The 21,751-nt window shown below is 67.8% G+C and carries 24 protein-coding genes; 11 read left to right on the top strand and 13 right to left on the bottom strand.

Annotated elements, in window-relative coordinates:
• Positions 1–21 precede the first annotated feature (21 nt).
• Complete coding sequence (gene glmS / locus H289_RS0114530; RefSeq protein ID WP_020101524.1) at positions 22–1,890, top strand: glutamine--fructose-6-phosphate transaminase (isomerizing); 1,869 nt, start codon at positions 22–24, stop codon at positions 1,888–1,890.
• Between the two features lie 199 nt (positions 1,891–2,089).
• Positions 2,090–3,199, top strand: coding sequence for a GGDEF domain-containing protein (locus H289_RS30540; RefSeq protein ID WP_020101525.1), 1,110 nt, complete (start codon positions 2,090–2,092; stop codon positions 3,197–3,199).
• A gap of 112 nt (positions 3,200–3,311) precedes the next feature.
• Here H289_RS30540 and H289_RS0114540 read toward each other — a convergent pair whose 3' ends face one another.
• The 5 genes from H289_RS0114540 to H289_RS0114560 form a co-directional block, all read right to left on the bottom strand.
• Positions 3,312–4,550 carry an HNH endonuclease gene (locus H289_RS0114540; RefSeq protein WP_020101526.1) on the bottom strand — a complete coding sequence of 413 codons (1,239 nt, stop codon included), beginning with the start codon at positions 4,548–4,550 and terminating at the stop codon, positions 3,312–3,314.
• A gap of 285 nt (positions 4,551–4,835) precedes the next feature.
• Positions 4,836–5,351, bottom strand: coding sequence for a methyltransferase family protein (locus H289_RS0114545; RefSeq protein ID WP_020101527.1), 516 nt, complete (start codon positions 5,349–5,351; stop codon positions 4,836–4,838).
• A 3-nt stretch (positions 5,352–5,354) separates the two neighbouring features.
• Positions 5,355–5,828, bottom strand: coding sequence for a hypothetical protein (locus H289_RS30545; protein WP_020101528.1), 474 nt, complete (start codon positions 5,826–5,828; stop codon positions 5,355–5,357).
• A 65-nt stretch (positions 5,829–5,893) separates the two neighbouring features.
• Entirely contained in the window at positions 5,894–6,445 is a 552-nt protein-coding gene (gene abmR / locus H289_RS0114555) for an ATP-binding transcription factor AbmR (RefSeq protein ID WP_020101529.1), read from the bottom strand.
• Between the two features lie 67 nt (positions 6,446–6,512).
• Positions 6,513–6,716 (bottom strand): hypothetical protein, encoded by a 204-nt coding sequence (locus H289_RS0114560; RefSeq protein WP_020101530.1) that lies wholly within the window; start codon positions 6,714–6,716, stop codon positions 6,513–6,515.
• Between the two features lie 90 nt (positions 6,717–6,806).
• Here H289_RS0114560 and H289_RS32445 point away from each other — a divergent pair, with 90 nt between their 5' ends.
• Positions 6,807–7,010: a cation transporter gene (locus tag H289_RS32445; RefSeq protein ID WP_061002753.1), complete on the top strand. Its 204-nt coding sequence runs from the start codon at positions 6,807–6,809 to the stop codon at positions 7,008–7,010.
• Complete coding sequence (locus H289_RS0114570; RefSeq protein ID WP_020101532.1) at positions 7,007–9,118, top strand: heavy metal translocating P-type ATPase; 2,112 nt, start codon at positions 7,007–7,009, stop codon at positions 9,116–9,118. The genes H289_RS32445 and H289_RS0114570 overlap by 4 nt, the downstream gene beginning before the upstream one ends.
• Here H289_RS0114570 and H289_RS0114575 read toward each other — a convergent pair whose 3' ends face one another.
• Both H289_RS0114575 and H289_RS0114580 read right to left on the bottom strand, forming a co-directional pair.
• Entirely contained in the window at positions 9,119–9,919 is an 801-nt protein-coding gene (locus tag H289_RS0114575; protein ID WP_036420516.1) for a glycoside hydrolase family 16 protein, read from the bottom strand.
• Positions 9,920–9,986: 67 nt separating this feature from the next.
• Positions 9,987–11,066 carry an adenylate/guanylate cyclase domain-containing protein gene (locus H289_RS0114580; protein ID WP_020101534.1) on the bottom strand — a complete coding sequence of 360 codons (1,080 nt, stop codon included), beginning with the start codon at positions 11,064–11,066 and terminating at the stop codon, positions 9,987–9,989.
• Positions 11,067–11,108: 42 nt separating this feature from the next.
• Here H289_RS0114580 and H289_RS0114585 point away from each other — a divergent pair, with 42 nt between their 5' ends.
• Together H289_RS0114585 and H289_RS0114590 are read left to right on the top strand one after the other, a co-directional pair.
• On the top strand, positions 11,109–11,597 hold the full coding sequence (locus H289_RS0114585) for a DNA-deoxyinosine glycosylase (RefSeq protein WP_020101535.1): 489 nt from the start codon (positions 11,109–11,111) through the stop codon (positions 11,595–11,597).
• A gap of 76 nt (positions 11,598–11,673) precedes the next feature.
• Positions 11,674–12,636, top strand: coding sequence for an esterase family protein (locus H289_RS0114590; protein WP_020101536.1), 963 nt, complete (start codon positions 11,674–11,676; stop codon positions 12,634–12,636).
• Here H289_RS0114590 and H289_RS0114595 read toward each other — a convergent pair.
• Both H289_RS0114595 and H289_RS0114600 read right to left on the bottom strand, forming a co-directional pair.
• Positions 12,633–14,009 (bottom strand): amidase, encoded by a 1,377-nt coding sequence (locus H289_RS0114595; protein WP_029105244.1) that lies wholly within the window; start codon positions 14,007–14,009, stop codon positions 12,633–12,635. The genes H289_RS0114590 and H289_RS0114595 overlap by 4 nt on opposite strands.
• Positions 14,010–14,026: 17 nt before the next feature.
• Entirely contained in the window at positions 14,027–14,854 is an 828-nt protein-coding gene (locus tag H289_RS0114600; RefSeq protein ID WP_036420517.1) for an AraC family transcriptional regulator, read from the bottom strand.
• A 27-nt stretch (positions 14,855–14,881) separates the two neighbouring features.
• Between H289_RS0114600 and H289_RS0114605 the strand changes: the two genes are divergently transcribed.
• The 3 genes from H289_RS0114605 to H289_RS0114615 all read left to right on the top strand — a co-directional run bounded on the left by H289_RS0114605 (position 14,882) and on the right by H289_RS0114615 (position 16,322).
• Positions 14,882–15,349, top strand: coding sequence for a VOC family protein (locus H289_RS0114605; protein ID WP_020101539.1), 468 nt, complete (start codon positions 14,882–14,884; stop codon positions 15,347–15,349).
• 83 nt (positions 15,350–15,432) lie between these two features.
• Positions 15,433–15,879, top strand: a complete 447-nt coding sequence (locus H289_RS0114610; protein ID WP_020101540.1) for an HIT family protein — start codon at positions 15,433–15,435, stop codon at positions 15,877–15,879.
• The gene (locus tag H289_RS0114615; RefSeq protein WP_020101541.1) at positions 15,876–16,322 is read left to right on the top strand and encodes a nitroreductase family deazaflavin-dependent oxidoreductase; all 447 of its coding nucleotides are present in this window, start codon (positions 15,876–15,878) and stop codon (positions 16,320–16,322) included. The genes H289_RS0114610 and H289_RS0114615 overlap by 4 nt, the downstream gene beginning before the upstream one ends.
• Here the strand turns inward: H289_RS0114615 and H289_RS0114620 are convergent.
• Genes H289_RS0114620 through H289_RS0114630 form a run of 3 tightly spaced genes read right to left on the bottom strand, consistent with a single transcriptional unit; the run spans position 16,319 to position 19,181 of the window.
• Positions 16,319–17,371, bottom strand: a complete 1,053-nt coding sequence (locus H289_RS0114620; RefSeq protein ID WP_020101542.1) for an LLM class flavin-dependent oxidoreductase — start codon at positions 17,369–17,371, stop codon at positions 16,319–16,321. The two genes, H289_RS0114615 and H289_RS0114620, sit on opposite strands and share 4 nt — an antisense overlap.
• Before the next feature lie 3 nt (positions 17,372–17,374).
• A complete protein-coding gene (locus H289_RS0114625; RefSeq protein WP_167542226.1) occupies positions 17,375–18,202 on the bottom strand; it encodes a uracil-DNA glycosylase in 828 nt (275 codons plus the stop codon).
• Between the two features lie 31 nt (positions 18,203–18,233).
• Positions 18,234–19,181 (bottom strand): oxygenase MpaB family protein, encoded by a 948-nt coding sequence (locus H289_RS0114630; RefSeq protein WP_036420519.1) that lies wholly within the window; start codon positions 19,179–19,181, stop codon positions 18,234–18,236.
• Between the two features lie 71 nt (positions 19,182–19,252).
• On the opposite strand from H289_RS0114630, the gene H289_RS0114635 reads away from it, so the two are divergent.
• A complete protein-coding gene (locus H289_RS0114635) occupies positions 19,253–19,900 on the top strand; it encodes a TetR/AcrR family transcriptional regulator (protein WP_020101545.1) in 648 nt (215 codons plus the stop codon).
• Here the strand turns inward: H289_RS0114635 and H289_RS0114640 are convergent.
• A complete protein-coding gene (locus H289_RS0114640; protein ID WP_020101546.1) occupies positions 19,887–20,234 on the bottom strand; it encodes a hypothetical protein in 348 nt (115 codons plus the stop codon). The two genes, H289_RS0114635 and H289_RS0114640, sit on opposite strands and share 14 nt — an antisense overlap.
• Positions 20,235–20,288: 54 nt before the next feature.
• Between H289_RS0114640 and H289_RS0114645 the strand changes: the two genes are divergently transcribed.
• Positions 20,289–21,701 (top strand): FAD-binding oxidoreductase, encoded by a 1,413-nt coding sequence (locus tag H289_RS0114645; protein WP_051128484.1) that lies wholly within the window; start codon positions 20,289–20,291, stop codon positions 21,699–21,701.
• The last annotated feature ends 50 nt before the right edge of the window (positions 21,702–21,751 follow it).

A 21,751-nucleotide genomic window follows, 5' to 3' on the forward strand; every position in this document is an offset into this window, starting at 1 on the left:
GCTGCACTACCCTGGATAACCATGTGTGGAATCGTCGGCTATGTCGGGCAACGGCCGGCCCGCGACATCGTGGTCGACGCGCTGAGACGGATGGAATACCGCGGCTACGACTCGTCCGGTGTCGCTCTGGCCGATGGCCACGGGGGTCTGACCATCCGGCGGCGCGCCGGCCGACTGGCCAATCTCGAAGAGGCGCTGGCCGAAACCGATGCCGCTGAGCTCGAAGGCACCACCGGCATGGGGCACACCCGCTGGGCGACCCACGGGCGTCCCACCGACCGCAACGCGCATCCGCACAGCGATGCCAGCGGCAAGCTCGCGGTGGTCCACAACGGCATCATCGAGAACTTCGCCGGGCTGCGCGCCGAGCTGGAGGCCGCCGGCGTCGAGTTCCAGAGCGACACCGACTCCGAGGTGGCCGTCCACCTGGTGGCGCAGGCCTACCGCAACGGGCCGACGGCCGGCGACTTCGTCGCGTCGGTGCTGGCGGTGCTGCGCCGGTTGGAGGGCCACTTCACGCTGGTGTTCAGCAACGCCGACGACCCGGGCACCATCATTGCGGCCCGCCGGTCCACGCCGCTGGTGGTCGGGGTCGGCGACGGCGAGATGTTCGTCGGCTCCGACGTCGCGGCCTTCATCGAGTACACCCGCGACGCCGTCGAGCTCGGACAGGACCAGGCCGTGGTGATCACCGCGGACGGCTACCAGGTACTGGACTTCGACGGCAACGACGCGTCCGATCGGGCGCGCCCGTTCCACATCGACTGGGACCTGTCGGCCGCCGAAAAGGGTGGCTACGACTACTTCATGTACAAGGAGATCGCCGAGCAGCCCGCGGCCGTCTCCGACACGCTGCTCGGCCACTTCGTCGACGGCAAGATCGTGCTCGACGAGCAGCGGCTCTCCGACCAGGAGTTGCGTGACGTCGACAAGGTCTTCATCGTCGCCTGCGGTACCGCGTACCACTCCGGCCTGCTCGCCAAGTACGCCATCGAGCACTGGACCCGGCTGCCGGTCGAGGTCGAGCTGGCCAGCGAGTTCCGGTACCGCGACCCGGTGCTGGACCGCAGCACGCTGGTGATCGCCATCTCGCAGTCCGGCGAGACCGCCGACACCCTGGAGGCCGTCCGGCACGCCAAGGGCCAGAAGGCCAAGGTGCTCGCCATCTGCAACACCAACGGCTCGCAGATTCCGCGCGAGGCCGACGCCGTGCTCTACACCCGGGCCGGGCCGGAGATCGGTGTCGCCGCGACCAAGACGTTCCTGGCCCAGGTGGCCGCCAACTACCTGGTGGGCCTGGCGTTGGCGCAGGCGCGCGGTACCAAGTACCCGGACGAGGTCGCCCGCGAGTACCGCGAGCTGGAGGCCATGCCTGCGTTGGTCGAGCAGGTGCTCGAGCGGCTGGACCCGATCGCGGTTCTAGGCAAGCAGTTCGCGCAGTCGCCGACGGTGCTGTTCCTGGGACGGCATGTGGGCTACCCGGTCGCGCTCGAGGGTGCGCTCAAGCTCAAGGAGCTGGCGTACATGCATGCCGAGGGCTTTGCCGCCGGCGAGCTCAAGCACGGTCCCATCGCGCTGATCGACGACGATCTGCCGGTGATCGTGGTGATGCCGTCGCCCAAGGGCTCGTCGATGCTGCACGCCAAGCTGCTGAGCAACATCCGCGAGATTCAGGCCCGTGGTGCGGTCACCATCGTCATCGCCGAGGAAGGCGACGAGACGGTGCGCCCGTACGCGGACTACATCTTCGAGCTGCCGACGACCTCGACGCTGTTCCAGCCCTTGCTGTCGACCATCCCGCTGCAGGTGTTTGCCGCGTCGGTGGCCCGCGAGCGCGGATACGACGTGGACAAGCCCCGGAACCTGGCGAAGTCGGTCACCGTCGAGTAGCTCCGCGTCGGCTCGTTCGCTGGCATGAACCATGCCCGTGCTCTAGCATGGGAAATCGCAGGTCAACCACATCTGGATATTCTGCTGAAATATTAGCTGTGGAAAGTGGTTGCGTGCGGGTTGAGGGTCAGCCGAAGGTGTCCATTGTGAGGGCCGTGGATTGTTGCTGGATGCTGCTGCGCGTCACGCGACGGTCCGAATGGTCCGCGAATGGTGGCACACGCCGACCGACTACGAGGCGCAGGTCGAGTACTTCGCGAAGCGGTCGCTGACCGGGCTGATCCAGTTCCTCGTCGGGCTCGGGGTCGGCATGGTCGGTCTGATCGTCATGATTTCCCAGTGGTCCGGTGACGCGCCCGCGGGTACGGCCGTGCGGGTCGTGTCCATCGTGTTCATCACGGCGATGTACGTGTGGAGCTGGGTGTGGTGGCTGCGGCCGTGGCCGTCGTACCGGCTGTCGCACGCGTTTCTCATCAACGTCGACGTCGGCGTCACCGTGGTCACCCTGCTCAATCAGAAGGTGCTGTCCGGCATGTTCGGGCTGAGTGCGCTGCTGCTGGTGTCGTTCTACATCATCTTCTTCGATGGGCCGAAAGCTCTTGCCGTGCACAGTTTCTGGGCGGTGTCGTCGATCGCGGCAATGTCCGTCGAGATCGCGATCATCGGCGGCGGCGATCCGGTGCTGGCGTTCGTGAAGCTGTTGTCCGGCGGGGCACTCGCGGTGGCGCCGATCGCCGCTCACTTCGGTATCTGGGCCCTGCGCAACGAAGCCAACGAGGCCTCGAACGACCCGCTGACCGGATTGCTGAACCGTCGCGGCCTCAATCTCCACATCGACGACCTGTTGCGTGGCCACCGCAAGCGCGCGGCCGACGTCGTGGTCATCGTGATCGACCTCGACCGGTTCAAAATCGTCAACGACCGATTCGGCCACAGTGTCGGCGACGAGGTGCTGGTCCGCTGCGCCCGGCGACTGGAGTCCGTCGTGCACGGCGGCGCGCTCGTGGCGCGCGTCGGGGGTGAGGAGTTCGTCGTCGTCGACGTCCTGCAGCCGGGGGACTGGGTGGCCGTGGCCGACCGGATTCGGGTCGCGTTGTGCGGCCGCGACGACCACGCGCCGATCACGGCGAGCATCGGGATCACCGCCGCGGCGATCACGCACTTCGCCGAATCCGGGTGTGACCACGCGGAACTGCTCGGCGATCTGGTCGCCCGTGCCGACGAGGCGATGTTCGTGGCCAAGCGCGGCGGCGGCAACGCCGTCAGCTACCTGCCGCCGATGCCTGACGCGGTGCGGACATCGCGGTGAACTATTCGCGATCCTCCGGGTGCGGGCCTGCTGCTCCCATCTCGCTGTGGAAGCAGCAGGCCCGCGTTGCATTGTCACTGTCGAGTTGTCAAGGTGCGCATTGCTTTAGGTGTTAGGCGGCGTTGTCGAGTCGCATGGTGCGGCGGTTGTGGGCGGGGATGGGTTTTCGGTGGGGGTCGACGGTGGCGGGTGGGATGAGCCAGGGGTGTTTGTCCAGTCCCATGACGACGTCCCACCCGTCGTGGTGGACGTTGGCGTGACAGGCCGGGCACAGCAGGCAGCCATTACCTAGTGATGTGTCGCCGCCGTGGGTCCAGTGCACGATGTGATGCGCGTGGGTGCGTCCGGGTGGGGCGCCGCATTTGATGCAGCACTGATCGCGGTGATAGAGGGCTTTGCGCAGATGGGGTGGGAACAGGCGTTTCTCCCGGCCCATGTCCAGGGGTACCTGTTCGCCGTCGACGATCATGGTGGTGACGGTGGTGTCGCAGCAGATTCGTTCCAGAGTCATGGTGCTGATCGATCCGATGAATTCCAGCGTGGCCAGGTCTGGGGTGTCGGCGGGCACGGTGATCAGCAGTTGGGTGCGCGGGGCCGAGGCGACGTCCCCGCCGCGCGCGGCGATGTCCAGCACCGCTTCCAGCGCATCCGCCCGGCGCCGACCCGCTGGGCGGGTGTCGGGGCTGCCGTCGGGTTCGGGTCGCGGTGCCGATCCTTGTTCGATCGCCGCGATGTATTTGGCGCCGACTTCGGCGTCCAGGTCCGCGCGGATCTGGACCCGGCCGTCGCTGGTGACGCGGTGGTCGGCGGTGTTGATCGACCGGTCCTCGGCGGCCGGCAGGCCACCTTCAGCGGCGGCGACCCGGTTGCCCAACCGGCGGGCGCGTTTGTCGATGTCGGCGGGGGTGGCGCCGGAGAAGAACTGCCCCAACAGATCGGTCACCTGCGCGAACCGGGCGGCTTCATCCACGGGTCCGGGTGCGCGGGCGCGTATGTGGTTGATGCCTTTGACGATCGCATCGACATGCTCCCCGGAGATCGCCCCGTCGGCGGCATGCGCGGCGAGCGTGGGTAGCGTCGGCAACGCACCACCGACACGGACCAGCCGCTGCGCCACCGACGGCGCACACCCCAACGTCACTAGCAGCTCCCGCGGCGTGCGGCCCTGCGCGGCGGCCACCCCACAGCGGTCCAGCACTCCGGTCAGCATCGCCGCCAGACGATCGATCACATTGCGCAGCGTCACCACGCACGTCATCGCCTCCACCGCGTCGCCCGCGGGCATGTCGTCGGGGACCTGCACGCCGCGGAGGGCGTCGAGGCTGGTGGTGAGATCTGGTGTGAGTCCCATGCCTAATTGTATCGAACATATGTTCGATCTACAAGGGATCTCTCTGCCTGTATCAGCACATCGGTGACGGTTCGAACGATCTCGGCGGGGGCAGTTGTGATCACCGAACTTGGGCTGCGACCCCATGAACCGGGCGCGTCGTCGATGCGGCTCCGAATGCGCCGATGCAGGCTGGGCGGCGGGGCGCGGCGCCGGACGGATACGCGGGCGCGGAGGCGGCGCGAGCGCCGGCGCGGCGGGGAGTAGTTTCACTCGCCCTAGCGAACTGCGCCGCCACCCAGAGATCTACGGCCGATACGGCGTGATCCGTGGCAGCCACGCCGGTACCGATTGGCAGTAGCGCCGGTACTCGTCGCCGAATTGCCTCAGCAGCGTGGGCTGCTCATAGAAGTAGACGAACGCGGCCGTCCCCAACACGAAAAAGGCTGCATACCAAAGCAGTACCGGCTGACCGAGAACCAACGCCTGCCCGACGATGACGGCCGCGACCGCGAGGTACATCGGGTTGCGGACGTACCGGTGCGGCCCCGTCACGACCAGACTCTGGGTCGGTGCCGCCGGCAAGGGTGTGCCGAGCCCATCGCTGGCGAATTTGTAGATGGCCGCGAGCAGCACCGGGAGCCCGAGAACGATCAGCACCACGCCGCCCACCCATGCGCCGGGCAGGCCGAACAGGTCACCAATCCGCCGCCAACCGGTGAGCGAATACGGGATCAGGCCGGCCATGGTGCCGGGCACAACGACGGTGAAAACCGCACTGCGCACCAGGCTTTGGCGGCGCAGGGACGCCGATGCGGGCATCGCTCAGGCCGCGAACGCAGACGTCAGCTGGACCCGGATGACCGGATCGGACTCAAGGCGATGCCGCAGCGCACTCTCGAACTGCCAGATGGACGCGAGGTCGTGGTCCAGCCGGCAGTCCACGGCGGCGGCCGTGCCCGACGGCGGCGGGTTGTCGGCGATGTGGTCGGCGACGGGTTCGAGCAAGGTCCGCGGCGCCGCGAGGTAGTAACCGGGGTTCGGACCGCCGACCTCGGCCGCGTACAGCAGCCCATGCTCGGTGATGATGATGTGCGTGGCCAGGACCCGCACCGGCCCGTGATGCTCGGCGGTGCCCCATTCCTCGGCCGCCAACCGGCCCTGGATGACGTGCAGTCGCACGTCATCCGTGAGGAATTTCGTGAAGTCACCCGGCGCGAGCACACGAGCCGATGCGAGGTCGGCATCCAGGCTGCCGCACAGCATCTCGCCGATGTAATTGAACAACCGATCGCTCATGACGCGCTCCCATCGGGCCGGTACCTTGAGCCTGCACCCGAGCGGCGGCGAACGTCAATGGTTGATCAGAGTTGTGGGCCCTCCGCGCGAAGATCGTCGACCGCCGTCATGGCGTCACGCAGTTTCGCCAGCCACTCTTCGGCATGCTCGCCGACCAATCGGACCGACCACGCCAGCGCATCGGACCGCGACCGCGCCACGCCCGCGTCGACCAGGGTGTCGAGGACCTGACGCTCGGGCTGCTTCAGCCGGGTCATCACCGGAACAGCCAAGTGGGTGAACAGAATTCGCTCCGACTCCCCCACCGACACACCCCAGGCCACCTTGCGGCCGTAGCGAGCTTCGGCCTCATCGGCGATCCGCATGCGCTCGGACCGGGTCTCTTCCCGGAAGCGCGCCACCCGCCCGGAGGCCCGGGCGGCCGTTTCCGGATTCTCCGGCTCGGGCAGCCGCCCGATGACCACGATCTCCTCGCGGTCCACCGTGACGTCCGGGTCTCCGGCGAACCATTCTTCCGGGAGCCGCCCGGCGAACCAGTCGGCGGCGTCGCCCGCATCGGGCTGCCCTGCTTGTTGCCAGCCGCCGCGGCGGTCCTGGCCTGAATGATGGTGCCTCATGCTTACATGATTACACCGTTACATCAGAGTTGAAACGGCCTTTCACCCGAGGCGAACACCGGCTCCGTCAGAGGTTGCGGCGCAACACCACGCCACCCGCCACCAGCAGCGCTAGCGCCAGCAATATCGCCCAACCGGTGCCCACGAACACGCCGACCAGGACGACGGCGACGATCGCGGGCGATGCCAGGAACAGGATCATGCCCGGGTGCTGTTTTGCGACAGCCAGGGCGCTCTTCGCCCGAATCGGGTCGATTTCCTTACGTGCCATGGGAACCAGAATGCCACCCGGCCCGACCAAATGATGAGGTACGACAGATCACAACCTACCTATACCCCCTATGGGTATATACTCGGAGGCATGAGTCAGGTACTTGAAGTTCAGGGAATGTCGTGCGGACACTGCGTCGCGTCCATCACCTCAGCTGTCGAGCCGCTGCCCGGCGTGACCGGTGTCGAGGTGGACCTCAAGGCCGGAACCGTACGAGTCGACGGCGAGCCTGATCGGGCCGCTGTTGCCGCCGCGATCGAAGACGCCGGATACGACGTCGTCCAACCAGCATGACCACGTCGGTCACGCTGTCCGTGGGCGGCATGACGTGTTCGTCGTGCGCGGCCCGAATTGAGAAGCGGCTCAACCGGATCGACGGTGTTCACGCCAGCGTGAACTTCGCGACCGAGCAGGCGGCCATCACCTACCCGGACAGCGTGACCACCGACGAACTGGTCGCGGCCGTCGAGGCCACCGGCTACACCGCGAGCGTCGACAAGGCCGACAGCCCCACCGAAACGGCGTACCTGCCGCGCCTGCTGGTGTCACTGGCCCTGACGATCCCCGTCCTCGCGCTGTCGATGATCCCGGCCCTGCAGTTCCCGCACTGGCCGCTGTGGGCGCTGGCGCTCACCACCCCGGTGGTGCTGTGGGGCGCCTGGCCGCTGCACCACGCCGCATGGACCAACCTCCGGCACGGCGCGGCGACCATGGACACCCTGGTGTCGCTGGGCGTTCTCACGTCGTACCTGTGGTCGGCATGGATGCTGGCGATGGGCAGCGACCACCTCTATCTCGAGGTCGCCGCCACCGTCACCACATTGATCCTGGCCGGCAAGTTCTTCGAGACCCGCGCCAAGCGGCAGTCCGGCGCGGCACTGCGCGCGCTGCTCGATCTCGGCGCCAAGGACGTGGCGGTGCTCCGCGGCGGCCACGAAACCCGCGTGCCCATCGAGGAACTGGCGGTCGGAGACACCTTCGTCGTCCGCCCCGGCGAGAAGATCGCCACGGACGGCGTGGTGGTGACGGGAACGTCTGCCGTCGACGCATCGATGTTGACCGGCGAATCGGTACCGGTCGAGGTCGGCCCCGGCGATCAGCTGGCCGGCGCGACGGTGAATGCCGGTGGGCGCCTTGAGGTCAAGGCCACGCGCGTCGGCTCGGACACTCAGCTGGCACAGATGGCACGTCTGGTGGCCGATGCGCAGAGCGGCAAAGCCGAAGTGCAGCGTCTCGCCGACCGGGTGTCGGCGGTATTCGTACCCGTGGTCATCGGGTTGGCGCTGCTGACGTTGATCGGCTGGCTGGTTGTGGGAGGCTCGATGAGCGCCGCCTTGACCGCCGCCGTGTCGGTCCTGATCATCGCGTGCCCCTGCGCCCTGGGCCTGGCCACTCCGACGGCACTGCTGGTCGGCACCGGCCGCGGCGCGCAGTTGGGCATCCTGATCAAGGGTCCGCAGGTGCTCGAATCGACCCGCAAGGTCGACACCGTCGTGCTGGACAAGACCGGCACCGTGACCACCGGCAAGATGACGGTGGCGGCGGTACATGCCGAGTCCGACAACGTATTACGGCTCGCCGGCGCGTTGGAGCACGCGTCCGAGCACCCCATCGCCCAGGCCATCGCCACGCGGGCCGCCGAGGATGGCCCACTGCCGACGGTCAGCGACTTCGTCAATCACGACGGTCGCGGCGTCACCGGTGTGGTCGACGGTCACAAGGTTGCGGTCGGGCGGTACAACTGGCTGGCCACCGAAGCCGGCCCGGAGTTGCAGCACGCTGCGCAGACCGCTGAAGCGCAGGGCCGCACCCCGGTGTGGGTCGCGATCGACGGCGCCATCGCCGGCGTCATCGTGGTGTCCGACACGGTGAAAGACACTGCCGCCGAAGCCATTGCCGACCTCAAGAAGCTGGGCCTGACCCCCGTCCTGCTGTCCGGGGACAACGGCCGTGCGGCCGGCGCGGTGGCTGCCGAAGTCGGTATCGAGGCGGTGATCGCCGAGGTGCTGCCCGCGGACAAGGTCGACGAAATCAAGCGCCTGCAGGATCAGGGCCGGGTTGTGGCGATGGTCGGCGACGGCGTGAATGACGCTGCCGCCCTTGCCCAGGCCGACCTGGGACTGGCCATGGGCACCGGCACCGATGTGGCCATCGAGGCCTCGGACCTGACCCTCGTCAGTGGCGACCTGCGAGCCGCGGGCGACGCGATCCGGCTGTCCCGGGCCACCCTCAAGACCATCAAGGGCAACCTGTTCTGGGCGTTCGCCTACAACGTCGCGGCGATTCCACTGGCTGCCGCCGGCATGCTGAATCCGATGATCGCCAGCGCGGCAATGGCTTTCAGCTCGCTGTTCGTCGTGAGCAACAGTCTGCGGCTCCGCAGTTTCAAGCCCAGCCGGTAGCTACCAGATCTTCACCCAGTCGACCAGCATCTCGGCCGGGTAGGTTCCGCCTGAAGGGTCGCCACCCCCGGATCCGGCGACCGCGAGGCCCAGGATCGGGAACAGCGTGTAGCCGGGATCGTTGAAGTGCCAGTTGGGCAACGACTTTGCCGGGACGTTGAAGTACGGCTGCGCGCCGTCGGTGTAGTCCAACCAGAACCGCATTCCGGCGTCGTCCCACTGGCACCGCCAGTTGTGCCAGGCACTGTCCGGCGTGATGGTGTGCGAAACATGTTCGCCGCCATTGAGGTTGGCGTGCACGGTCGTACCGGGAGCCCAGCTCCCGTTGCCGTACCACTCCATGATGTCGACCTCGCCGCCGATTCCGGGAGAGTTGTTGGCCAGATACCAAGCCGGCCAGCAGCCCGGGGTCAGGCAGTTGAGCTTCATCCGGGCCTCGAAGGTGTGGCCGATGCCGGCCTTGAAGGTGCCGAAAATCTTGCCGCTGTAGTACGTGTTCCCGTCTTTGGCGGCCCGGATCACCAGGTTCGACTTGCCGTCCAGGAAAAGGTTCTTGCGGTCGTTGCGGTATTGGCCGACGTGTTCGGGCAGCTCCCAATACGTCGGATTCTCCATCGACTCGCGGGCCGTGGCGATCTCCCATTTCGAGGTGTCGGGCGACGATCCGGCCGGTCCGTCGAAGTTGTCCTCGAAGATGAGTTTTCCGGGCGTATCGGCGTGGGCCTCGGCTTTGGGAAGCGTGGCGGCCAACAGGCCCAGCCCCGCCATCGACAGCATGCTGCGACGATCAATGTCTGGCATGCCTACCCATGTAAGCCGCGTCCCGGCCTTCGTGCAAGCCGGTGCCCGTCGGGCAGCGACGTCGCGGCTAGTCCTCACTGCGGCGGGCGCGGAAGAGTTTCACCTCGTCACGGATGCCTTTCAGCCGTCGTGCACCGGCAAAAGACCACTCAAAACCCGGTGCGTCACCGACTGCATCCCGTGCCGAATCGGCCACCAGGACAGCCCCCGGCCGGGCCACTCCGGTCACCCGACTGGCCTTGTTGACGGCACCGCCGAACCAGTCCCCGGCCCGGCTGACGGCCATTCCCGTCGCCATGCCGGCCTTGAGCCGCGGCAGCGCGTCATCGGCCTCCGCGGCGTCGACGAGGTCCAGGATCATGTTCAGCAGCGGCACCGGTTCGGGGCTGACGAGCATGACCTCGTCTCCGATGGTCTTGATGAACCGCACCGGCGGCTGGGCCAGGGTGCGCGCCAGATCAGCCAGCCGCTGCGAGAGCCGCTCCAACCCCTCCGGTGGCAGTTCCTCGCCCAGGCTGGTGAAACCGACCAGATCGGCGAAGGCGATCGACACCATCCCCGCGCCCGGCAGCGCCGGCCCCGTCAGCCGCTCGGTGGCGGCGACCTCCTGCTGCAGCAGCGCGTGCAGCATCTGCGTACGGAGCATGTCCTGCGCCATCGGCCCCAGCAGCGGCGCCACGTACCCGGTCAGCGCAGCGACGGCCTTGGCGTTCTCCAACTCGGTCGCATCGGGCTGGAGGATCGCCGACAGCGCCGCGAACTGCATGACCTCGACAGTTTTCGCGAAACCGTCCGTCATCACCTGAACCACCGCGACGACCTGTTCGATCGGCAGGCCCAAGCCCAGACACTGCTGCGCATAGCCGACGAGCTGACTGTCTGCAGTCAGATACAGCGCGGCAGCCGGGTCATCGGACCGGGGCCGGCCCGCCGCGTGCAGAATCCGTTGCAGCAGATCGATATCCATGTCCCAGCGGGCCGCGATGTCCCGCGCCGACAGCCGAATACCGTCGTCGCCGAGGGCGCGCCGCGCGGGCAACAGCGTCGGCGCGAAGGACTCGTCGATCTCCTGTTCACTGAAGCCTTCGGACAGCAGCCAGTCGGTCAGCTCGGCACGGTCGACCGGCTCGGCAGCTTGTTCACTCACCCGGCCAACCTATCGCGCCTGGCAGCCCCGCAGAATGGGCACATGACCGAGCCAGAGATGCCGCTCCGCACGGGGCTGCCGGCAATCGTCGGCGCCAACCCACGAGTGCTCATCCTGGGCTCGTTTCCCAGCGAGAAGTCACTGGACACCGGCGAGTACTACGCCAACACGCGGAACCAGTTCTGGCGGCTGCTGGGCTCACTCCTCGGGTTCGATGCGGAGCTGCCCTACGCCGAGCGCGTCGATGCCGTCACCGACGCCGGGGTGGCGCTGTGGGACGTCGTGCACAGCTGCCGGCGCGTCGGCAGCCTGGATGCCAACATCGACCGGAAGACGTTGGTACTCAACGATTTCACCGCGTTCCTGGCGGAACATCCGACAATCGAGCGGGGATTCGTCAACGGGCTGACGGCGTACACGTTGTTCCAGCGCGCCGACATCGCGCTGCCCGCCGCCCGCCTGCCGTCGAGCAGCGGAGCGTTGACCATGTCGTTCACCGACAAACTCGCGGCGTGGCAAGTGGTCCGCTGAACGTTTCACCCCGGCGGAGGAGGGTATGCCGCGCGAATGCGGTGTGTATCCGCATCCGGACCCAGGGGGTTTACCCATGTCACGCATTTCCAAGAACCTGCCGGGATTGACGAAGTATCTGGGTGCGGCGGTGACGGCGCTGACGATCGGTGGTCTGATCGCAGCGACGCCGGCCGACGCATTCTCCCGCCCCGGCCTACCCGTCGAATACCTCAACGTGCCGTCAGCGGCCATGGGCCGCGACATCAGAGTCGAATTCCAGGGCGGCGGTCCGCACGCCCTCTATCTGTTGGACGGTCTGCGCGCGCAGGACGACGTCAACGGCTGGGACATCAACACCCCGGCATTCGAGTGGTACAACGGCTCGGGCCTTTCTGTGGTCATGCCGGTCGGCGGCATGTCGAGCTTCTACACCGACTGGTATCAGCCGGCCGTCGGCAATGGCACCACGCAGACCTACAAGTGGGAGACCTTCCTGACCAGGGAACTGCCGGCCTGGTTGGCCGCCAACAAGCAGATCTCAACCGGTGGTAATGCGGTGGTCGGGCTGTCGATGAGCGGCTCGACCGCGCTGATGTACGTGGCGGACCACCCGGACAAGTTCCGGTACGCGGGCTCGCTGTCCGGATTCCTGAACTTGTCCGACTCGTTCTGGCCGTCGATGGTCGGGCTGGCGATGAACGATTCCGGCGGCTTCAACCCCGGCGCCATGTGGGGGCCGCCCGGTGATCCGGCATGGGCGCGCAACGACCCGACGGTCAACGTCGGCAGGATCGCGTCGTCGGGCGCCAGGCTGTGGGTGTACTGCGGCACCGGCACACCGGACGACCTGGCGGGCGCGACAAGCGGTGTGCCACAGCAGTTCCTGGAGAGTTTCACGCTCGCGTCGAACACCAAATTCCAGGGTGCGTACCAGGCTGCGGGCGGGCACAACGCCACCTTCAACTTCCCGCCGACGGGCACGCACACCTGGGCCTACTGGGGTCAGCAACTGCAGCAGATGAAGCCGGACATCCAGGCCGCGCTCGGCGCGCGCTAACCGACTGCAGGCCGCCGGCCCGCCCACGGGCGGGCGGCCTCGATCTGCGCACTCAGTGACAGCAGCGTCGCCTCGTCAAAGGGCCTGCCCACCAATTGAATCGACGTCGGGATGCCGTGGCCGTCCAGCCCCCACGGCACGACCGCTGCCGGTTGCCCGGTGACGTTGAACATGGCCTGGAACGGCACCCGCGCGGCGACCGACGCCAGCGTCGAGACGGCGCCGCGGCGCTGATACTGCCCGACCCGCGACGGCCCGGTCGCCGCGCCCGGGGTGATCACCACGTCGACGCTGTCGAACACGGACTGCACCCGGGCGGCCAGCGCGGGTTCGGCGGCACGGATCGCGTCGATGCGCCGCTGCGAGATCAACCCGCCGATCCTGGCGAAGGCTCGGGTCCGGCGGTCCAGGCGCTCCGGGTGCGGCAGCGCGGACACGTCGTCGTAGACCCCGCGGAAGTAGCGCGGCAGGGCGTGGCCGTACACCGCCGACCGCGGGTAGTCCAGATCTCGGTGGACGACGTCGTGGCCCAGTTCGCGTAGCAACTCACCCGCCTGCTGCACCGCGGCGCGTTGCTTGGCGCCCACCCGTGCGGTCACCAGCGGTGGCACCTTGGTGCTCAACGCAATCCGCAAGCGCCCGGGTGCCCGTTGGGCGGCCGCCACGAAGCCACCGTCGGTGGTGGCGTCGAGGAACAGGGCCGCGTCTTCGACGGTGCGGGCCAGTGGCCCATAAGCGACCAGCCCGCACCACGAATCGTCGTGCGGGCTCATGGGCACCCGGTCACGTTGCGGTTTGATGCCGAACAATCCACACCAGGTGGCGGGGATCCGGATCGAGCCCATCCCGTCCGAGCCCAGCGCCATCGCCGCCAGCCCGGCGGCGACCGCGGTGCCACTGCCCCCGCTACTGCCACCCGGCGCGTAGCCGGTGTTCCAGGGGTTTCGCGTGGTGCCGTAGGTCAGGGTCTCGGTGAACGGCCAGATCATCATCTCGGGCACCGCGGTCTTGCCCAGGATCACCGCGCCGGCGGCGCGCAGCCGGCGGATCACCTCGGCATCGGCGGTGGCCGCCGGTCCGTGCGCGCTGCTGCCGAACGTCGTCAGCTCGCCCGCCACATCGGTGTCGTCCTTGATGGCGATCGGCACGCCGAGCAGCGGCAGCCGTTCCCCCGCGTCCAGCCGGGTCTGCGCGGCCTGTGCCTGGGCTCTGGCGCTTTCGACCAGAACTGTTCGATAACACCGCAATTCGGGATCGATGCGCGCGATCCGGTCCAGGTACAGCTCGACGAGCTCGGGTGCGGTCACCGAACCGGCGGCGAGCATCCTGGCCTGTTCGGCGGCGCCGGCGAACGCCAGTTCACGAGGGTCCATGCGGCGCAGATTACCCATCATCGGCGATGTTTTGTGGCGTACTCCCCCGGCGTGCAGCCGAGCATGGCGCGGAAGTCGTTGATGAAATGCGCCTGGTCGTACCAACCCAATCGCACTGCCAGGTCGGCGAAGTCGAGGTCCGGCACCGTCTCGATCTCCAGTGCCGCGTGCTGCAGGCGGTAGCGGCACAGCACCCATTTCACCGGCACCCCGACGTAACGGCGAAACACCCGCTGCGTGGTCCGCTCGCTCCAGGGAGACAGCGCCATCACCTGTTCGACCCGGTGCAGCTGTGAATCGGCGCGGACCCGGTCGAGCAACGTCAGCAGGTCCCGATATGTGGCGTCCGCGTCGGCGTGGTCACCGATCACGTCGTCGAGCGCTGCGGCCGCCTGGTCGATGTCGTCAGCGAAAGACGCTGAGGTACCGAGCAATTCGTCATCAACCGGGAGAACGCGACCCGTCAGTGTGCCGGCGTCCCGGCCGAACCGGGCCGCGAAGCCGCCGGGCCGGAACCTGGCGCCCACCACCGAACCTGACTCCGACAGCCTGGTGGTGAACACCCGCTCGACCACGCCGTGCACCAACGTCGCCGGCAACCGGTGGCCGTGCCGAACATCGTCGGTGCCCCACTCGTGCGTCAAGTGCACCGCGGGAAAGGTGATGACGGTGCTGTCGACCGGCTCGGTGTCCCGTAGATCCCAAGTGACGGCCCAGAAGTTCTCAACCCACACTGCTGCCGCGGCAGACGGCTGCCACTGCTGCAGGTCGAACACCGAGCCGGTATTGGCACGGCCGACCACACCCAGCTTCGGAGCGGGTGTCGGGTTTTTCCAAGCCGCCACACCACTGACACTACGAAACTGGATGCCATGAGCGTGCAACCAATTCCCCAGGGCTACACCAGCCTCACCCCGTTCCTGGTGATCGATGGGGCTGCCGCCGCGATCGACTTCTACGTCGAGGTGTTCGGCGCGCAGCTCATCGAGAAGATGGACGCGAGCGACGGCAAGGTGGCCCACGCCGAGCTGGACTTCGGTACCGGCCGGCTGCAACTGTCCGATCCCAACCCCGATTACGAACTGGTGGCGCCGCCACGCAGCGGTCCGGTCACGCATTCGCTGGTGCTGTACTGCCCCGACGTCGACGCGGTCGCCGACCGGGCCGAGCGTGCCGGCGCGACAATTCGGGAAGCGACACAGACTTTCGTCACCGGTGACCGGTTCGCGTCGATCGTCGACCCGTTCGGTCAGCGCTGGGCGGTGATGACGCGGGTCGAAGAGGTCGACGCCGCCGAACGCGACCGCCGGTTGGCGGAGTGGGCGGCCGCCAACGTCTGAGTCGCACAATCCAGAGGCGAGGTGCAAGCGACGTTGAGGGATGCGACAGACGCTGAGCGAGCGAGCTGGCCTACCGTGAACTGATGGCCTGTGTGTTCTGCGACATCGTCGCCGGGAAGGCGCCCGCGGTGCGCGTCTACGAAGATGCCGACTACGTGGCGTTCCTGGACATCCGTCCGTTCTCGCGCGGTCACACCCTGGTGGTGCCCAAACAGCACTACGAGAACCTGGTCGACACCCCGCCGGACGTGGTGGCCGGCATGGCCAAACTCGGTCAGCGCATCGCACAGGCGTCGCGCGAGTCCGGCCTGCACGCCGACGGCAACAACATCGCGATCAACGACGGCAAAGCCGCATTTCAGACGGTGTTCCACATCCATCTGCACGTCGTCCCACGCAAGGCAGGCGACAAGTTGGCGTTTGCCAAGGGGATGCTGTTGCGCCGTGATCCAGACCGGGAAACCAGCGGAAAGATCCTACTGGAGGCGGTGGCGCGGCTCTCTGATCCGCAGGCAGACTTGAAGCCATGAGCATGCCCCTGTGGGAGAAATACCTCGGCCTCCCGTTGCTGAAGATGCACGACCGGATCTACCAGAAGACCGAAGGCCGGATCGGGCACCAGTTCCCCGGCGTCCCGCCGAGCCTGTTGCTGCACACCGTCGGCGCCAAGACGGGCCTGGCCCGCACCACGTCGCTGACCTACGCGAAGGACGGCGACGCCTACCTGGTGGTCGCGTCCAAGGGCGGCGAGCCGACGGCGCCCGGCTGGTACTTCAACCTGAAGGCCAAGCCCGAGATCGAAATCAACGTCGGGACAAAGCGAATCCCGGTGACCGCCCGCGTTGTCGGCAAGGACGACCCCGACTACGCGCGGCTGTGGCAGGTCGTGAACAAGAACAACGCCAACCGGTACGCGGGCTACCAGAAGCGAACCACCCGGCCCATTCCGGTGGTCGCGCTGACGCCGCGCTAGAGCAGCTGCTCGGCGAGCAGCCGTAGCGTCGTCTCGCGAGCCGGGGCGGTGGCTGGATCGCAGCCCCGGCGAGCGGCGGCGACGGGGCTGACCATCACCTCGTCGACACCGAAATGCGATGCCAGTTCCCGGATTTGGTCCGCGGCCTCTGCCGGTGCGCCGACGACGGCCCGCTCCATTCCCGCGGCGACGATGGCCTGCTGCGTCGCGGTGAGCTCGTTGTGCTCCGAGTCCTCGACCAGGTCCAGCGCACGTAGCGGCTCGCCGGTGCGCAGCCACGCCATCATCTGCAGGTTGGGGCGGATCAGCTGTTCGGCCTCGTCGCGCGTCTCGGCCACGCAGGCGTTGACGGTCATGAACGTGGTTGGCTTGTCGGCGAATTCGCTGGGCCGGAACTCTTCGCGATACGTGGCCAGGGCTTCCTCGGTGCCTTGGCCGGAGAAGTGGTGGGCGAACACGTACGGCAGCCCCTTGGCTGCGGCGAGGTGCGCCGAATACATCGACGAGCCCAGCAGCCACAGTTTCGGCGGGCTCACCGCCGACGGGGTGGCCTTCAGGATGTAGTTCTTGTCCAACAGGTTTCGCCCCTCGAGGGACACCTTGACGCCGCCGGGGCTCATCAGCGCGACGACGTCGTCGAGGTACTCAGGAAAGCGGTGGATGTCCTCGTCGGTGCGTCCGGCCGGGCCGCGCAGCGCGATCGAGGTGACGGGGTCGGTCCCCGGTGCACGGCCGACGCCGAGGTCGATGCGGCCCGGGGCCGCCGCCTCCAGGAGCGCGAACTGCTCGGCAACCGCCAACGGCGCGTGGTTGGGCAGCATCACGCCGCCCGAGCCCAGCCGGATTCGCGCGGTCTGCGCGGCCAGGTAGCCCAGGACGACGGGCGGACTGGTCGCGGCGACCGCGGGCATGTTGTGGTGCTCGGCCACCCAATAGCGCGTGTAGCCCAGCTCATCGGCGACCTTGGCGAGGCGCACGGTGGCGGCGAAGGCGTCCACGGTGGACTGGTCGCTACGGACCGGGACGAGATCGAGAACAGACAACTGCACGATCTATTCCAACCCGTCAGGGCGGGATGCGATTCCCTTGGCCGTGCTGAACACGTCGTCCAGCATGGCCGGGGTGAGCCTGCCGGTGAAGGTGTTCTGCTGGCTCGGGTGGTAGCAGCCAAGGAGGCTCCGCCCGTCGGGAAGCGCCGCCAGCGCGCCGTGACCGAACTTCGGATACGGCCGCCCCGCTCCCGTCAGCTCCAGCGCGGCCTTCCAGGCGAAGCCACCGAGTGCGACGACGACCCGGACGTCCTGGCCTGTCAACCGCCACTCCGCGCTCAGCCACGGCTCGCAGGTGAGACGTTCCTCCGGCGTCGGCGCGTTGTCCGGCGGAGCGCACCGGACCGCGGCGACCACCCGAATATCCTTGAGGGTCAATCCATCTGCCGCATCGATGCTCGCGGCGCTGCTGGCCAGGCCGACGCGGTGCAACGAAGCGAAGAGAAAGTCGCCCGACCGGTCACCCGTGAACACCCGGCCGGTCCGGTTGGCACCGTGGGCGGCGGGCGCGAGCCCGAGCACCCAGATGCGCGGCCGGTCCACCCCGAGCCCCGGCACCGGCCGGCCCCAGTACGGCTCGGCCGCATAGGCCTTGCGCTTGGCCAGCGTCCGCGTGGCGACGTCCTCGCGCCAGGTGACCAGGCGACGGCAGCCGCGGCACACCGACACCTGGGCGTCGAGGTCGGTCAGTTCGGTACAGCGACGGGCCCTGGCCCGGATCTGCGCGGCGGTGCGGGCAACCGGGGTGTCGGCGTCGGCCGGGTCCCCGGGCCAGCCCGCCCCGGCCGGGACCGGGGACGGGAACAGCACTCCGGTTCGGGGATGTGGCAGCACCCCCAGATTCTGCCCCTACGCGCCGCGGCTAAGCGGCGAAGCTGTCCAATTGCACGCGGTGGTAGGCCGAGCGCAGCCGTTCGTAGCGGTAGCGGTTGTACGCCAAGGGATCGAGGACGACAGCGCGCGGCAGGTACCGCCAGGCCATCTGGGAGGCCTTCAGGTACAGGGCATATTCGAGCCGGTTCAGGGGCGTCGACCGAATGCCGAGCAGCTCCCGCATCTTCGGGTGGGCGTGGCGCCGGCCAAGCACCTTCGGGACCCGCAACGCAATCGGTGTCACCACGTTCCACAGCGGCAGCAGGAGCACCCGCAGTTGCTTGGGGAGCAAGGCCGGCACGGGCAACGCGTCGAAGCTTTCGTCGGCATATTGCAGAAATGCGTTGTCCGCCAAGTGCTGTTCGGCGACGCAGTCGTAGTACGCCTCCATGTCGGCCAGGGTCTCGGGCAGTTTGGCCCGAGCGCTGGGCAGCTCCAGATAGCTCATCATCCACCGGAGGGTCCGATACACGGCCTCGCGCTGCTCGGCATCGAGGTCTTCACCGCGGACCGCGATGTAGCCCCGGTAGAACAGATTCAGCGAGCTGACGGCGATCCAATTCCAGAGTTCGGGGTCGAGGGCGCTGAACCGCGTGTCGGCGAACTCGCCGGTGCCGGTTCCCCGCACGCCGGCATGCAGCCGTTTGAGTTCCTCGGTGTCTCCGCGCCGGTCGGCCTCGTCGCCGAACAGCATGAGCATGCCGAAGGCGAGCGACCTGATGCCCCGGTCGGTGAAGTTCTCCTGGAACCGTCCCGACCAATCGACCGCCGCCGCGATCGGGCGGTACGCCACCTGGTCGAGCGCGAGGCGCCCGAAGAGCCCGAGACTCAGCGGCGAGCCCAACCACCATCGGACGTCGGCCGCCAGCTCCGCATGCGGCTGGCTCGGGTGCCACGGCTCCACCCCGGCCCCCACGGGCGATGCAGTCATGGTCATGTGCCCATCCAATCTGTCATCAAGCGTTGATAGATGAGATGAGGCAACCATCTGTCAACGCATGTGTCAAGATGGGTGGCGTGAGTGGGGCACGGCACTACGGCGGCATGAGCGGCGCCGACCGCGTCGCCGACCGGCGGCGTCGCTTCATTGCGGCAGGCCTGGAGCTGATGGGCACCAAAGGCATCCCCGCGACCACCCTGCGTGGCGTGGCGGAGCAGGCCGGCCTCGCGGCGCGCTACTTCGCCGAGTCGTTTCCGACGATCGAAGACCTGCACATCGCCGTATTCGACGAAATCGTGGCCGAACTGGAAGAGCGCGGACTCGCCGCGATCGCCGATACCGACGGCGGTCCGCGCGCTCGCTCACGCGCGGCACTCGGGGCACTGGCCGATCTCCTGCTGACCGATGCACGCAAGGGCCGCGTGGTCCTGATCGAGTCCGGCTCCTCACCCGTCCTCGGCCCACGCCGCCTCGCCGAGGCTCAGCGGTTCGCGGGCATCGTCGCCGGACTGAATGAATCCGGCTCCGAACTGCGACCACTCGATCTGCAGCTGGCGGCGCAGTTCGTCATCGGCGGGGTCGGTGAGACGCTGACCGCAGTCCTCGTCGGGGCGATCACCGTCGACCGGGACGACCTGATCGACATGCTGAACGACCTGTTGTTTGCCGCATTACGCGGAGTCCGCACAACTGCCGGTGCCGTCAGAACGGGATGACCGACTCGCTGTTGAGCTTCAGCCACACCCGGCGCACCCAGCGCCGCACCGGACCCGACGACAGGTGGGCGATCAGTTCACGGTCGTCGATCAGGTAGCCCCCGGGCACCCGCTGCCACAGACCCGCCATCCAAAGCTCCAGTGCGGCAACGGTTGTCACCGACCCTGACGCGATCAGATCGAGCGCCGCATCGGCCACGAAAGCCGGCCGGCGCGTGCGCACGCTATGACTCACGGCACGCACATGGAGCTCGATCGCGGTCGCAGACACGTGCGCTCCGCGACGGCTGTCGCGCAGCGCTCCCATCTCGGCCAACAAGGCCTTGCTGTACACATAGCTGACGATACCCGTAACACGGGCGTTACATGGGATTAATGCCTACGGCACATGACGCGAGTCTTCGCTGGTCGCCACCCGGCTCCTAGACTTGCCCGCGTGCATACCGCGCTGCCGAGCCTCATCGCCGACCTGCCCGCCGACGCCGTCGTCACCGATCCCGACATCGTCGCGTCCTACCGACAGGACCGCGCGCTGGATCCCGACGCCGGCACCCCCGTCGCGGTGGTGCGACCGCGCAGCACCGAGGAGGTGCAGACGGTCCTGCGGTGGGCCAGCGCGCACAAGATCGCGGTGGTGCCGCGCGGCGCCGGCACCAGCCTGTCCGGCGGGGCGACGGCCGTCGACGGCGGCATCGTGCTCACCACCGAACGGATGCGCGACATCGTCGTCGACACGGCAACCCGCACCGCCGTGGTGCAGCCCGGCCTGCTCAACGCCGAGGTGAAGAAAGCCGTTGCGGCCCACGGCCTCTGGTACCCGCCCGATCCGTCGTCGTTCGAGATCTGCAGCATCGGCGGCAACGTCGCCACCAATGCCGGCGGCCTGTGCTGCGTGAAGTACGGCGTCACCACCGACTACATCCTGGGCCTGCAGGTGGTGCTGGCCGACGGCACCGCGGTGCGGCTCGGCGGTCCAAGGCTGAAAGACGTTGCGGGACTGAGCCTTACCAAACTGTTCGTCGGCAGCGAGGGCACCCTCGGCATCGTCACCGAGGCGACCCTGCGCCTGCTGCCGCCACAGCACCGCGGCTGCACCGTGGTGGCGAGCTTCGACTCGGTGCGCGCCGCCGCCGACGCCGTCGTGACCGTCACCGGCCGGATTCGCCCATCGATGCTGGAGTTCATGGACGACGTCGCCATCAACGCCGTCGAGGACAAACTCAAGATGGGCCTGGATCGCAGCGCCAAGGCCATGCTGGTCGCGGCCTCCGACGACCGCGGTCCGGCGGGCGTCGAGGACACCGAGTTCATGGCCCGCGTGTTCACCGAAGCCGGTGCGACAGAAGTGTTTTTGACCGACGACCCCGACGAGGGCGAGGCCTTCGTGGCGGCCCGGCGGTTCGCCATCCCGGCCGTGGAAGCCAAGGGCCCACTGCTCCTGGAAGACGTCGGTGTGCCGCTGCCTGCACTGGCGGACCTCGTCGACGGCGTGGGCGAGATCGCCCGCAAGCACGACCTGCTGATCTCGGTGATCGCCCATGCCGGAGACGGCAACACCCACCCGCTGATCGTCCACGACCCGAACGACGCCGAGAACACCCGGCGCGCCAACATCGCGTTCGGCGAGATCATGGACCTGGCCGTGTCGCTCGGCGGCACCATCACCGGCGAGCACGGTGTCGGCCGACTCAAGCGGCCCTGGCTGGCCGGGCAACTCGGCCCGGAGGTCATGGAACTGAACCGCCGGATCAAAGCGGCACTGGATCCCGACAACATCCTGAATCCGGGGGCGGGGATCTGATTTTCGGGCTGTAGATTGCGGCTCGGTCAACGACCACAAATCACAGAGAT

This window comes from Mycobacterium sp. 360MFTsu5.1 (genome assembly GCF_000383495.1).
Classification (GTDB): Bacteria; Actinomycetota; Actinomycetes; order Mycobacteriales; family Mycobacteriaceae; genus Mycobacterium; species Mycobacterium mucogenicum_B.